This window comes from Salinispora pacifica DSM 45544, assembly GCF_000378845.1.
In the GTDB taxonomy this organism is placed as follows: domain Bacteria; phylum Actinomycetota; class Actinomycetes; order Mycobacteriales; family Micromonosporaceae; genus Micromonospora; species Micromonospora pacifica.
This window is the reverse complement of the sequence record NZ_KB905359.1, coordinates 2,414,645-2,426,939: the sequence shown is the minus strand read 5'-3', so window position 1 is coordinate 2,426,939 and position 12,295 is coordinate 2,414,645. Positions and strand designations below refer to the sequence as shown.

At 71.4% G+C, this 12,295-nt stretch carries 12 protein-coding genes and 1 pseudogene; 8 read left to right on the top strand and 5 right to left on the bottom strand.

Annotated features, from left to right (window positions below; all coding sequences use genetic code 11):
* Window positions 1-100 precede the first annotated feature (100 nt).
* On the top strand, window positions 101-268 hold the full coding sequence (locus SALPAC3_RS26960; RefSeq protein WP_011904620.1) for a DUF3117 domain-containing protein: 168 nt from the start codon (window positions 101-103) through the stop codon (window positions 266-268).
* Window positions 269-502: 234 nt separating this feature from the next.
* Complete coding sequence (locus SALPAC3_RS0110920) at window positions 503-1,969, top strand: leucyl aminopeptidase family protein (protein ID WP_018221281.1); 1,467 nt, start codon at window positions 503-505, stop codon at window positions 1,967-1,969.
* A gap of 33 nt (window positions 1,970-2,002) precedes the next feature.
* On the opposite strand, the gene SALPAC3_RS0110915 is transcribed toward SALPAC3_RS0110920, so the two are convergent.
* Entirely contained in the window at window positions 2,003-2,590 is a 588-nt protein-coding gene (locus SALPAC3_RS0110915; RefSeq protein WP_018221280.1) for an O-methyltransferase, read from the bottom strand.
* A gap of 331 nt (window positions 2,591-2,921) precedes the next feature.
* Here SALPAC3_RS0110915 and SALPAC3_RS0110905 point away from each other — a divergent pair, with 331 nt between their 5' ends.
* The 3 genes and pseudogenes from SALPAC3_RS0110905 to SALPAC3_RS25640 form a co-directional block, all read left to right on the top strand.
* Complete coding sequence (locus SALPAC3_RS0110905; protein WP_080635253.1) at window positions 2,922-4,202, top strand: S1C family serine protease; 1,281 nt, start codon at window positions 2,922-2,924, stop codon at window positions 4,200-4,202.
* A 73-nt stretch (window positions 4,203-4,275) separates the two neighbouring features.
* Entirely contained in the window at window positions 4,276-4,704 is a 429-nt protein-coding gene (locus tag SALPAC3_RS0110900) for a twin-arginine translocase TatA/TatE family subunit (protein ID WP_018221278.1), read from the top strand.
* A 105-nt stretch (window positions 4,705-4,809) separates the two neighbouring features.
* A pseudogene (locus tag SALPAC3_RS25640) lies at window positions 4,810-5,562 on the top strand (tyrosine-protein phosphatase); the annotation flags it as partial.
* 100 nt (window positions 5,563-5,662) lie between these two features.
* Here SALPAC3_RS25640 and SALPAC3_RS0110890 read toward each other — a convergent pair.
* From SALPAC3_RS0110890 to SALPAC3_RS0110880, 3 genes are read right to left on the bottom strand one after another with little or no spacing between them, the layout of a single operon-like run.
* Window positions 5,663-6,811: an Mrp/NBP35 family ATP-binding protein gene (locus SALPAC3_RS0110890; RefSeq protein ID WP_018221276.1), complete on the bottom strand. Its 1,149-nt coding sequence runs from the start codon at window positions 6,809-6,811 to the stop codon at window positions 5,663-5,665.
* Window positions 6,812-6,868: 57 nt separating this feature from the next.
* On the bottom strand, window positions 6,869-7,474 hold the full coding sequence (locus SALPAC3_RS0110885) for a DUF1003 domain-containing protein (RefSeq protein ID WP_018221275.1): 606 nt from the start codon (window positions 7,472-7,474) through the stop codon (window positions 6,869-6,871).
* Complete coding sequence (locus SALPAC3_RS0110880) at window positions 7,467-8,753, bottom strand: magnesium transporter MgtE N-terminal domain-containing protein (RefSeq protein WP_018221274.1); 1,287 nt, start codon at window positions 8,751-8,753, stop codon at window positions 7,467-7,469. Before SALPAC3_RS0110880 ends, SALPAC3_RS0110885 begins: the two co-directional genes overlap by 8 nt.
* 33 nt (window positions 8,754-8,786) lie before the next feature.
* Between SALPAC3_RS0110880 and SALPAC3_RS0110875 the strand changes: the two genes are divergently transcribed.
* The 3 genes from SALPAC3_RS0110875 to SALPAC3_RS0110865 all read left to right on the top strand — a co-directional run bounded on the left by SALPAC3_RS0110875 (window position 8,787) and on the right by SALPAC3_RS0110865 (window position 11,375).
* The gene (locus SALPAC3_RS0110875; RefSeq protein ID WP_018221273.1) at window positions 8,787-9,656 is read left to right on the top strand and encodes a PhzF family phenazine biosynthesis protein; all 870 of its coding nucleotides are present in this window, start codon (window positions 8,787-8,789) and stop codon (window positions 9,654-9,656) included.
* A 118-nt stretch (window positions 9,657-9,774) separates the two neighbouring features.
* Complete coding sequence (locus SALPAC3_RS0110870; protein ID WP_018221272.1) at window positions 9,775-10,284, top strand: hypothetical protein; 510 nt, start codon at window positions 9,775-9,777, stop codon at window positions 10,282-10,284.
* A 179-nt stretch (window positions 10,285-10,463) separates the two neighbouring features.
* Window positions 10,464-11,375 (top strand): DMT family transporter, encoded by a 912-nt coding sequence (locus tag SALPAC3_RS0110865; RefSeq protein WP_018221271.1) that lies wholly within the window; start codon window positions 10,464-10,466, stop codon window positions 11,373-11,375.
* Here the strand turns inward: SALPAC3_RS0110865 and SALPAC3_RS0110860 are convergent.
* On the bottom strand, window positions 11,363-12,217 hold the full coding sequence (locus SALPAC3_RS0110860) for an SDR family NAD(P)-dependent oxidoreductase (RefSeq protein WP_026185447.1): 855 nt from the start codon (window positions 12,215-12,217) through the stop codon (window positions 11,363-11,365). The genes SALPAC3_RS0110865 and SALPAC3_RS0110860 overlap by 13 nt on opposite strands.
* Between the last annotated feature and the right edge of the window lie 78 nt (window positions 12,218-12,295).

Genomic DNA, 12,295 nt, shown 5'->3' with positions numbered 1-12,295 from the left:
GAAAATCGTTGGTCGACACCCCGGTGAAGGTGCGGGTGGTCGTGGCGAAGTGGCTGTGGGGCAACCCACCGACCCTGGTTCAGGTCTGAGGGGAGACAACATGGCGGCGATGAAGCCGCGGACGGGCGACGGTCCGCTGGAAGTCACCAAGGAGGGCCGGGGCATCGTCATGCGAGTCCCGCTGGAGGGCGGTGGCCGGCTCGTCGTCGAGATGACTCCGGACGAGGCCAACGCGCTCGGTGATGCGCTGAGGGCGGCTGCCGGCTGAGTACGGACCGTCCGCGCCTCGCGTGGACGGTCCGTCCGCCTCCTGATCCACCGGTGTTCGCTCGCCGGTGGTCGTAGGCATGCTGAAAACGGGACGGCGAGTCGGTGGCCACCCGGGACTCCGGGCGGCCACCGCTGGTCGTCAGGTGACCCACCGACCCGGCAGCCGCCTGCAGAATTTTTCCTGTCCTGCGGACGTCGCTCCGCAGGCTTCTCCTGGAAGGTACGGCGTCGCGTGCTCGCCATCCGTCTCATCGCTGAGCCCGAGCGGCTCGATGTCCTGGCCCTGCCCGTCCGACCCGCTGGCGAGGCGGAACCGTCAGCTCAGCCGGTGCCCGTCGCGGCGGCCCTGCCGGACGGGGTCGCCGACGAACTCGCCGCGCTGCTGCCGGTCGCGCGACTGCGCGGCGATGCCGGTCAGACCTGGACCCAGCTTCGACCCGAACGGGTGCCGGCCCGCCTGCTCCCGTTCGGGATCGGGGCCGGGGACGAGGCGGCCTGGCGGACGGCCGGGGCCACCCTCGCCCGAGCGGCGGCAGGCGGGGAGCACGTCACGCTCCCGCTACCTACGGCTACCAACCCAGCAGCCGTACGGGGGCTGGTGGAGGGGCTGCTGCTGGCGTCGTACCGGTTCCGGCTCGGCGCCGACGAGGCCGCGCCCGCCCTGGCCGCGGTTGACCTGGTGGTGCCGGATCCAGCGGAGTACGCCGACGTGGTCGCGGGCGCCCGCACCACCGCGGAGATGACCCGACTCGCCCGCGACCTGGTGAACATGCCCTCGTCGGTGAAGAACCCGGGCTGGTTCGCCGGGCAGGTGGCCGACGCCGCGGCCGACCTCCCCGACCTGCACCTGCGGGTCCGGGAACCGGATGAGCTGGCCGCCGAGGGCTTCGGCGGGATCGTCGCGGTGGGCAGCGGCTCCGCCAACGGTCCCCGGCTGGTCGAGCTGGACTGGCGGCCGGCCGGGGCGCGGATGCACGTCGTGCTGGTCGGCAAGGGGATCACCTTCGACACCGGGGGGATCTCGATCAAATCCCGGGACGGCATGAAGCTCATGCGCAAGGACATGGCCGGCGCGGCGGCGGTGGTGGCGGCCACGCTGGGGGCGGCCATGCGGCGGCTGCCGGTCCGGGTCACCACCCTCGCCCCGCTCGCCGAGAACATGGTCAGCGGCGCCGCGTTCCGACCCGGCGACATCATCCGTCACTACGGCGGCGTTACCAGCGAGACCACCAACTCCGACGCCGAGGGCCGGCTGGTCCTCGCCGATGCGCTCGCCTACGCCGTACGGGAACACCAGCCCGACCTGGTTGTCGATCTGGCCACGCTGACCGGTGCGAACGCGGTGGCGCTGGGCAAGCGCACCGGCGCCCTGTACAGCGAGAACGACCGTCTCGCCGGGGACCTGTTGGCGGCGGTCAACGCCGCCGGTGAAGCGGCGTGGCGGATGCCGTTGCCGACCGACTATGTCGACTACCTCAGCAGCGATCTCGCCGATCTCTACAGCGCGCCGGCCCAGGGAGCTGGGTCGGTGGTGGCGGCGCTCTACCTGCGCGAGTTCCTCGGCGAGCTGCGGGACAGGTGGGTGCACGTCGACATGTCGGCGCCGTCCTGGTCGGAAGGGGCGGACGCGGAGTTGACCCCGGGCGCCACGGGCTGGGGTGTCCGTTCGCTCCTGCGCTGGCTGGACACGCTCGGCTGACGTGGGTCGATGGCGATCCGGGCGTCCGGATGCCTAGCTGCGCACCGCGGTGAGTAGCCCGTGGCCGACCGGGAGCAGGGCGGGAATCCAGTACTCGGACTCCCGGATCGCCTTGATCGTCTCCCGGGTGGTCACCGTCTCCACATCCCGGGCGGCGGGGTCGGCGATCCGGCCGTCGGCCAGGGCGCCGTTGAGGGCGAGTACTCCACCCGGTCGGAGTAGCCGGTGGGCGGCCTCCACGCAGGTGGCGAAGCCAGTCGCCTCGGTGTCAACGAACACCAGGTCGTACGCGCCGTCGGCGAGGCGTGGCAGCACGTCCAGCGCCCGGCCGGTGATGATCCGGCTCCGCCCGGCGGGGAAACCGGCCTCGGTGAAGATCCGGCGGGCGATGCGCTGATGCTCGATCTCACCGTCGATCGTGGTCAGTACCCCGTCGGGGCGCATTCCGCGCAGCAGCCAGACACCGCTGACGCCGGTGCCGGTGCCGATCTCCACCACCGCGCGGGCGTTGCCCGCGGCGGCCAGCAGCCGCAGGGCGGCACCCGCACCGGGGGTCACCGCCTCTAGGCCGATCTCGTGGGCGAGGGCGCGGGCGGTGCGCAGTACGAGATCCTCGGTCACGTATGACTCGGCGAGTTGCAGAGCCTGGGCCGAAGAGCCGGAATTGGCGACCGTGGCGATGGGACACCTCCGGACGGCGTTCGGGTCAGAGCGGGCTCCGGGTGCTGCGGCAGCATGACCGGAACGCGCCCCGCAGGGGTGAGTGGGGCACTGTGAGCCTAGAGGCGATGTGCACGGGGCGCAGCCGCGCGTCCCACACATCGACGATCACGGTGGGTAGCCATGACTCCACCCGTGGCTTCCGTGCAATCCTGGAGGCGGTGTCCGAACGAGTGCGACCGGTCGAGCGTGGCTGGCACGGATGGGCCCGGGACGAGTGGGAGGCAGCGACGTGACCGATGGCTGGGACCGGCGCCAGCCCGGGACGGGTGCCACAGCGGCGGGCTCGTCGTCGGCTCCTCCTCCGCCGGGCGGCCCGGGTTCGCCCTGGTGGTCTGACGCGTTGGCCGACCCGTGGCGGGATCCGATGGCGCCGGCGGCGGTGGTCGTGCCCGCCGCGCCGGTTCCCGGCGCCGAGCCGGAGCCGGTCACCGACCCGGATTCGGCCCGTCCCAGACTGCGGCACCTGCTGATCATTCCGTTGGTGACGGCCCTGCTCGCCGGTGCGCTGGGGGGTGCGCTCGGTTACGCGTTCGCGATCCGCGGTGGCACCGCCCCGGTCCTCGGTGGTGCCCCGATCCAGCCGCCGGAGCTGGCCCAGCGCCGGCCGGAGTCGCTCGCCGGGGTGGCCGAGCAGGTGCTGCCGAGCGTGGTCACGGTTCGGGTGGCGGTGCCCGACGGGACGAGCGAGGGTTCCGGCTTCATCGCCACCACCGACGGCTACGTGATCACCAACGACCATGTGGTGGCGGGCGCGACCGGGCCGGCCACGGTGGTCTTCAACGATGGCAGCTCCGCCTCGGCCACCCTCGTCGGTCAGGATCCGGAGTCCGATATCGCGGTCATCAAGGTCGCGAAGGAAGGGCTCCGTCCGGTGGCGTTCGGTGACTCGGAAGCGCTCGCGGTCGGTGATCCGGTGTTGGCCATTGGGTCGCCGCTCTCCCTGGCCAACACGGTCACCGCCGGCATCATCAGCGCCCTCGACCGGACGATGCAGGCGGGCGAACCGGGCGGCCCCACCCGCTACTACGCGGCGATCCAGACCGACGCGGCGGTCAACCACGGCAACTCCGGCGGCCCCCTGGTGGACGGTGCCGGCCGGGTGGTCGGGGTCAACTCCACGATCAAGTCGCTGGTCGCCGAGGGGCAGGAGGCCGGCAACATCGGGCTCGCCTTCGCGATTCCGATCAACCAGGCCAAGCGGATCACCCAGGACATCATCGGCACCGGCAAGGCCCGTCGTACGGTGATCGGCGCCCAGGTGGGCGGCGGGGGTGTGGGCGCCGGGGTGGGGGTGCGGTTGGTCTCGGTGGAGCCCTCCGGTCCGGCGGCCAGCGCCGGGCTGCGGGCGAATGACGTGATCGTCACGCTCAACGGGCGGCCGACGAACGGGCCGACGGACCTGATCGCCCTGGTCCGTAAGTTCGCACCCGGTTCCGTGGTGGTGGTGGAGTACCGGCGTGGCACGTCGCGGCGGAACGCCTCGGTGACCCTGGTCGCGGATGCGAAGTGAGCCGCTCGGCCCCCTGCCGAGCTAGCCTGTGACGTGCGTAGGCTTGCGCTGAGGCCGAAGGGAGGGTCGTGCGGTGTTCGACAACCTGAACTGGTGGGAGATCGGTGCGCTGTTGCTCCTGGCGCTGTTGATCTTCGGTGACCGGCTGCCCTCGGTCATCAGTGACGGTCTGCGGATGGTGCGTAACCTGCGCCGGATGGCGACCAACGCCACCACTGACCTGAGTCGGGAACTGGGCACCGACATCCAGCTCCAGGACCTGCATCCGAAGGCGTTCGTTCGTAAGCACCTGCTCAGCGAGGAGGATGAGGCGGCGATTCGGAAGCCGCTGCAGGGGGTCTACGACAACCTGCGGGCCGATGTCACCAGCGTGCGCGAGGAGTTGAAGGACGTCGCCACCGCCGTTGACCCGACAAGCCGTCCAGCCAACCCCCCGGCCCGGACGACCGGCGGTACCCTGCCCGCGCCCACTCCTCGGGTCAGCTACGACGACGCGACCTGACCCGACGACGCGACCAGTAGCGGCGGCGCGACCGGCAACTGACGGCGCGACCTGACGGACACCTCGCCGGGGTTTGGTGGTGGGGTCGAACTACGGTGCCGTGGCATGACTAGCATCGACTGTGGATCGACGCCGCTCGTCCGTGCCGACGGCGATGACCCGACGGCGGCGCGGGGCAGGGAGCTCTTCTGGGACGGTTGTCTCAACGCTCGGGAACTGGGCGGGCTCGGGCGGGTACGGCCGGGCGCGGTGGTCCGGATGGCCGAGCCGAACCACCTGAGCGCGGCGGGGTGGGCGGCCGCCTGGGCGTACGGGGTTCGCACGGTCGTCGATCTGCGAAACGCCGACGAGTACGGGCCGGACAGCGCGCCCAGACCAGCGGGGATTACGACGGTGCGGGTGCCGCTCGAACCGGTCGGCACACCCTTCTACGCGCACTGGGAGAAGATCGATAACCTGGCGTCACCGTTGTACTACCCGGCGATGCTGACCGAGCAGTCGGAGCGGGTGACAGCCGCCGTCCGGGCGATCAGCACCGCCGCGCCGGGCTGCGTGCTGTTTCACTGCTCCGGCGGCAAGGACCGGACCGGGCTGCTCGCGCTGGTGCTGCTGACCTTGGCGGAGGCGACGCCGGAGGAGATCGTCGCCGACTACCTGCTCTCCTACGAGCGGATGCGGCAGCGCTACGCCGAGCTTGGTCACCCAGACCAACTCGTCGCGGTGACGGAGTTCCTGGCGACTCGGAACACCACCATCGAGGCATCGCTGAGCTCGACGGTCGCCGCCCTGACGATGCCCGACTACCTCCTCATGAACGGCCTGACCGCAGCCGAGGTCGGCGACCTACGGGCTCGCCTGATCCTGACCGGCGGGCCCAGCCACCCGCCTGACCGACTGACCGGCGGGCCGCCCGGCAAGAGGCCCGCTGGGTGTTGCCGAGCGGCCCGACCAGTTCGAGCTAGCTGCCGGCCGGCTTGAGGCCCAGCGGTTTGCCGAGCAGTGACTCGCGTCGTACCGCGAGCCGGTCGGCGACCTGGCCCAGCGCCGCAGCGGCGGGGGCGGTCGGCTCGGCGAGTACGACCGGGTTGCCCTCGTCGCCGGCCTCGCGGACTCGGGTGTCGAGCGGGACCTGACCGAGTAGCGGCACCTGCGCACCAACGGCCTTCGTCAACGAATCGGCGACCGCCTGGCCGCCGCCGGCCCCGAAAACCTCCATTCGGGTGCCGTCCGGCAGCTCCAGCCACGACATGTTCTCGATGACGCCGACCACCCGCTGGTGGGTCTGCAACGCGATCGCGCCGGCCCGCTCCGCCACCTCGGCGGCGGCGGTCTGCGGCGTGGTGACCACCAGGATCTCGGCGTTGGGCAGCAGCTGGGCCAGCGAGATCGCCACGTCTCCGGTGCCCGGGGGCAGGTCGAGCAGGAGCACGTCCAGGTCGCCCCAGTACACGTCGGCGAGGAACTGCTGTAGGGCCCGGTGCAGCATCGGGCCCCGCCACACCACTGCGGCGTTGCCGGGGGTGAACATCCCGATCGAGATGACCTTCACCCCGTGCGACTCGGGCGGCATGATCATGTCCTCGACGCGGGTGGGTCGCCCCTCGGCCCCGAGCATCCGCGGCACCGAGTGGCCGTAGATGTCCGCGTCAACCACCCCGACGGAGAGCCCCCGGGCGGCCAGCGCCGCCGCCAGGTTGACCGTCACGCTGGACTTGCCGACGCCGCCCTTACCGCTGGCCACCGCGTACACCCGGGTACGGGAGCCGGGCTGGGCGAACGGGATCACCGGCTCCTGGTCGGTGCCGCCGCCGCGTAGCCTGGTCTGGAGTTCCTTGCGTTGCTCGGGGCTCATCACGCCGAACTCGATCTCCACCCCCGTCACCCCCGGCACCGTGCCCACGGCGGCCGTGATGTCCGAGCGCAGCTTCTCCTTCAGCGGGCAGCCGGCGACGGTGAGCAGCAGCTCAACCTGAACCACGCCGTCGTCGCCGATCGCCGCGGAGCGGACCATCCCCAACTCCGTGATGGGACGGCGGATCTCCGGGTCGTTGACAGTGGCCAGGGCGACCTGAATCGCGTCGGAGACGGTATTGGCTGGTGCAGACATGACGGCAATGCTACGTCGGCGACGATGCGGCGCCGCCCTGGGTGGCAGCGACGACGGTCACCCGTTCCCGGCGCCGGTGCGGCCGTCGCCGGCCGGATTGGTCTCCACCTCATCCCGGGGTTCGTCGAGCCCGTCCCCGTCAACCGGCTGCCCCGGGGCCCGGTGCTGCCGGCGCAACCGGCGTTGGGCGGCGTCGTCCAGCTCCTCGGCGAGCCGGGCCAGCTCGGAGCGGAGGAAGTCGCGGGTGGCGACCTCACCCATCGCGTTCCGGAGCGCGGCGATCTCCCGGGCCAGGTACTCGGTGTCGGCCTTCTGGGCGGTAGCCCGACGCCGGTCCTCCTCCAGCGCCAGCCGGTCCCGGTCCGCCTGGCGGTTCTGCGCGAGCAGGATCAACGGAGCCGCGTAGCTCGCCTGCAACGACAACATCAGGGTCAGGAACGTGAAGGTGTACGGGTCGAACCGAAGATGCGTGGGGGCGAGCGTGTTCCAGCTGAACCAGGCGGCGATCACCACCGTCATGTAGACGATGAAGTGGGCGGTGCCCATCCCCCGGGCGATCGCCTCCGACCATCGGCCGAAAGCCTCCGGGTCGAACCGGGGCAGCTGGACGCGCCGGACCTCGCGTGGCTGATCCAACCGTTCCGGCCGCCGCCGCTCAACCATCCGTACCGTCCGACGACTCGCCGGTGCCGACCGGGGTGGACGGCCGCGCGTCCCGGTCCCGCCAGTCCCGAGGCAGCAGATGGTCCAGCACGTCGTCCACGGTGACCGCGCCCACCAACCGGCTGCTGCGGTCGATTACCGGCATGGCGACCAGGTCGTAGGTGGCCATCCGGCGGGTGATCTCAGGTAGCGGGGTGACCGGCCGCAGCGGGTCGATGTCGTTGACCACCACTCCGCCCAACAAGTCAGCCGGCGGCTCCCGCAGCAGCCGTTGGAAGTGCACGATTCCGAGGTAGCGGCCGGTCGGTGTGGTCAGCGGCGCCCGGGTGACGAAGACCTGGGCGGCTACCGCGGGGGAGAGCTGGGGCTCGCGGATTCGGGCCAGCGCCTCGGCCACCGTGGCGTCCGGGGGCAGAATCACCGGTTCGGAGGTCATCACCGACCCGGCCGTGCCCGGCGTGTACTTGAGGAGCTGGCGTACGGGATCGGCCTCGTCCGGCTCCATCAGGTCGAGCAGGACATCCTGCTCCGGTGGCGGTAACGCGCCGAGCAGGTCGGCGGCGTCGTCCGGGTCCATCTGCTCCAGTACGTCCGCGGCCCGTTCTCGGTCCAGTGCGGCCAGGACCTCCACCTGGTCGTGCTCCGGCAACTCGCTGAGCACGTTGGCCAGCCGTTCGTCGTCGAAGGCGGCAGCGATCTCGTTGCGCCGTTCGTCGGGCAGGTCCTGCAGGGCGTTCGCCAGGTCCGCGGGGCGCATCTCCTCCAGGACCGCCAGCAGGTTGGCGGTGCCCCGGTTGTCGGCGATCCCGCTCAACCCGCGAACCCGGTCCCACTCGAGCTGGCGCAGGTTGCCGCGGCGGGTGAGCCGGCCGGTGTGCTCGCGGATCGCGACTCGCGTCAACGTCCACTCGTCGCGGGTCGCCTCCATGGCGACATCCACCACTACCCCGGCCACCCCGTCCGGGTGGATCTGCACCCGGCGGTCGAGCAGTTCCTGGAGAACGAGCAGCTCGTTCGGGCGCTTCTCGAACCGGCGTAGGTTGAGGGTGCCGGTGCCGAGAACCACGGCGTCCGGATCGATCGAGGTGATCCGGTTGATCGAGAGGAAGATCCGCCGCCGCATCGGCATCTCAGCGACTAGGCCGACCACCTCCGGCGGGTGCTTCGTGGCCCGTAGCCGAGCTACCGCGTCGCGGACCCGGCCCACCTGGTCGCCGTTGGGGTCGTAGACGGCGACTCCGGCGAGCCGGGCGATGTAGACCCGGGTCGGCGTACTCACGCAGACCAGCCTAGGTGCCTATTGTCTATCAGCATGTCGACCCTGGATTACGAGATCGTGGACGTCTTCACCGATCGCCCCTTCGCCGGTAACCCACTGGCGGTGGTGTTTGGCGCCCAGGGGTTGGCCACGGAGCAGATGCAGGCACTCGCACTGGAGTTCAACCTCTCCGAGACGGTGTTCGTGCTCCCACCAACCCGGGCAGACGCTACCTATCGGGCGCGGATCTTCACCCCGGCTGCCGAGTTGCCGTTCGCCGGTCATCCAAGTGTTGGCGCGGCGGTCACCGCCAGCCGGCGTGGTCTCTTCGCCACCGGCTCGGTCCGGCAGGAGTGCGGCGCCGGTGTGCTGCCGATCGAGGTGGATGCGACCGGTGCGACGCTGACCGGAGGCACGCCGACGCTCGGCCCCGAGCTGGATCCGGGACCGCTGCTGGAACTGGTTGGCCTCACTGCGGTTGACCAGGCCGGGCCGGGGCCCCGGGTGGCCGGCTGCGGTCTGGAGTTTCCGTTCCTTCCGGTGCGTCGGGACGCGGTGCCCCGCGCCCAGCTGAATTCGGGGGCCGCACAGCGGTACGGCGTGGAGCACGTCGCGGTCTTCTCCTGGGATGCCGAGTCGCGGACCGCGCACACCCGGGTCTTCGTCCCCGGGCTGGGGGGGCCGGAGGATCCAGCGACCGGGTCGGCCGCCCTGGGACTGGGGGTGTGGCTGGTGGCCAGTGGGCTGCTACCCGGTACTGGCCGGACCGGTTACGCCGTCCGCCAGGGCAGCGAGATCAACCGACCATCCGCGCTGACCTGCACGGTTACCGCGACGGATGGGGCCGCCCTCGGTGCCACCGTCAGCGGCCGGGTGGTACCGGTGGCCCGGGGTAAGATTGTGATCCCGCCGTTCGTCGGCTGAGCGGCGCGGGCGGCGCGGTCGCTGCGGGCGGTGCGGTCGCTGCCGCGACGACGAACCGGAGCTGCGTCAACCCCCGACCACGGGTGCGGACCAGCGGTCGGTGCGGGAGGATGCGGGGGTGAGTGACGCGGTACGACGCAGCAACCTGCTGGTTGACGAGGCGCTGAAGAAGGCGGGCATCGCCTGGGTCGGCGTCGCCGACGCCCCGGCATCCGCGCTCTGGTGTGTGCCCCTGGCGGGCGCGCTCCTCGTGGTCAGCGGGCCGGGGGAGCAGTCCGCTCCCGGGCTCGCCGACGCGCGGCGGGCGGAGGTCACGCTGCGGGGCGATCACGGCGGCCGGATCGTCACCTGGCCGGCGGAGGTGACCCGGTTGCTGCCCGGTACCGAAGACTGGGAGACCAGCGCGCCGCTGGTTGCGGCGAAGCGGTTGAACGCACCAGGTTCGGCTGCCGACCTCGTGGCCCGCTGGGCGGCGGTCGGTTGCGCGCTCAACCGCCTCGTTCCCGCTGGCGATCCGCTGGCCGGCCCGGCACTCCCCACCGGTTCACTGGCCCAGCCACCCCGCCCGGCAGCGGTGGTGCGGGCCGCCCGCAAGCCGTTCCGGCTGCACCGCGTCCGTCGACGCTGACCTCCACCGGCTGGTGCTGCCCAGCGGGGGCCGACCACGCCGGGCAGCGTGCCGAACAAGAGCACCGCCCGGAACCTGGGCAGGAGGCCCTCGGCGCTGAAGGGTCGGCGGTGCGTCGCGGACGATCGTGATCGAAGGCTGATCGAACCGGCTTCGGATACGTGGGACTATTGCTCTTTGTGCCCGCCCTGCCGTACCGGCTGCCGTCGGAGCCGTTGACCGGCGGCGCGCTCGTCCTCGCCGTGCTCGCCGTGTCGTCCTCCGCGCCGCTGGTCGCCTTCGCCGCCGCACCGGCCCTGGCGGTCGCCTTCTGGCGCAACCTGCTCTCGACCGCCGTGCTCGGTCCGGCCACTCTGCTCCTGCGGCGGGCCGAGCTGCGGGCGTTGGCCGCTCCGGCCGGACGACGCGCCGGTCGATACTGCGTCTTCTCCGGGTTAGCGCTCGCCGCGCACTTCGCCACCTGGATGCCGAGCGTCAAACTCACCACGGTGGCGGCGGCCACCGCACTGGTCGCCACCCAACCCGTCTGGCAGGGGCTGATCGCGCAGGCCCAGGGGCGGCGACTGCCGAGGGCGGTGTGGGTCGGCGTCGGCGTGGCGGTCGCCGGCGCGGCACTGGCCACCGGAGCCGACTTCGCGCTCTCCGGGCCGGCCTTCCTCGGTGATCTGCTCGCGATCCTCGGCGGAATGTTCGCCGCGGTCTACACCGCCCTGGGGGAGCAGGTCCGTCGAACGGTCAGTACCATCACGTACACCACCGTCTGCTATAGCGTCTGCGCTCTGGTCCTGCTCGTGGTCTGTTGGATCGGTGGGGTGCGGCTGTCCGGCTTCGACACCCGTACCTGGCTCGCGGTGCTGGCCCTGGTGGTCGGTGCCCAACTGCTTGGTCATTCGATGTTCACCTACGCGCTGCGCCGGGTCTCGGCCACCACGGTCAGTCTGCTGATTCTGTTGGAGGCTCCGGGTGCGGCGCTGCTCGGCTGGGCCTGGCTGGGCCAGCTGCCACCGCCGCTGGCGTTGCCGGGCCTGGCGTTGCTGCTGGTGGGCGTCGCGGTGGTGATCCACAGCAGCGCGCGGGGTCAGCGCGCCTGACCCTCCCCGGACCCCTGGCTCCCGTCGATGCCGACCGCCTTCGCGCTGGTTTCCCAGAGCTGGGCGGCGGATTCCGGATCAGTTGCCTTCTGGGCTGGTTGGCGAAGCCGTAGATCCTGGTAGTACCCGCCGCTGTGGAGCCGTTCCGGAGCCTGGTTGGCGAGCCAGACCAGGGTCTCGGCCCCCTTCTCCGCACGGCGGGCCGGCATCAGGCGCATGGCGAAGGTGATCAACCGGCTGTCACCGCCGAACCGGGTCCGCACCACGCCTGGGTGGAAGCAGTACGTCGGCAGGTCCGGCCAGCGTCGGGCTGCCTCCGTGGTGAACAGGATATTCGCCTGTTTGCTGGTGCCGTAGGCGCTCATCGCGCGGTACCGGCGCAGCGGCTGGTTGAGATCGTTCGGGTTGAGCGAACCGCTGCGGTGGGCGCCGGAGGCGGTCACCACGACCCGGCCGAGTCGATCCCGCAGGAGATTGGTCAACAGGAACGGTGCGAGATGGTTGGTCTGCATCGACAGCTCGTAGCCATCAACGGTGGTGGTCGGCGCGAGCACGATCCCCCCAGCGTTGTTGGCCAGCACGTCGATCCGGTCGTACGCGGCGCGCAGCTGCTCTGCCAGGGCACGGACGTTGTCGAGGACGGCGAAGTCCGCGCGGAACACCGCCGGCAGTTCGCCAGCCGCCTCCCGGACCTGCTCGGCGGCGGCGTGGAGGCGGGCCGAGTCGCGTCCGACGAGTACCACCCGGTCGCCGCGGCAGGCCAGGTCAACGGCGGCGGCGAGGCCGATGCCGGAGCTGGCTCCGGTCACCACCACCAGTCGACGCCCAGTGAGATCTTCCACAGGTTCGTTCACCCCAGTCACGGCACGAGGTTACCGTGACCTCCCCATTACTTTGGCTTCGTCAAGCCGCCTGTTTGG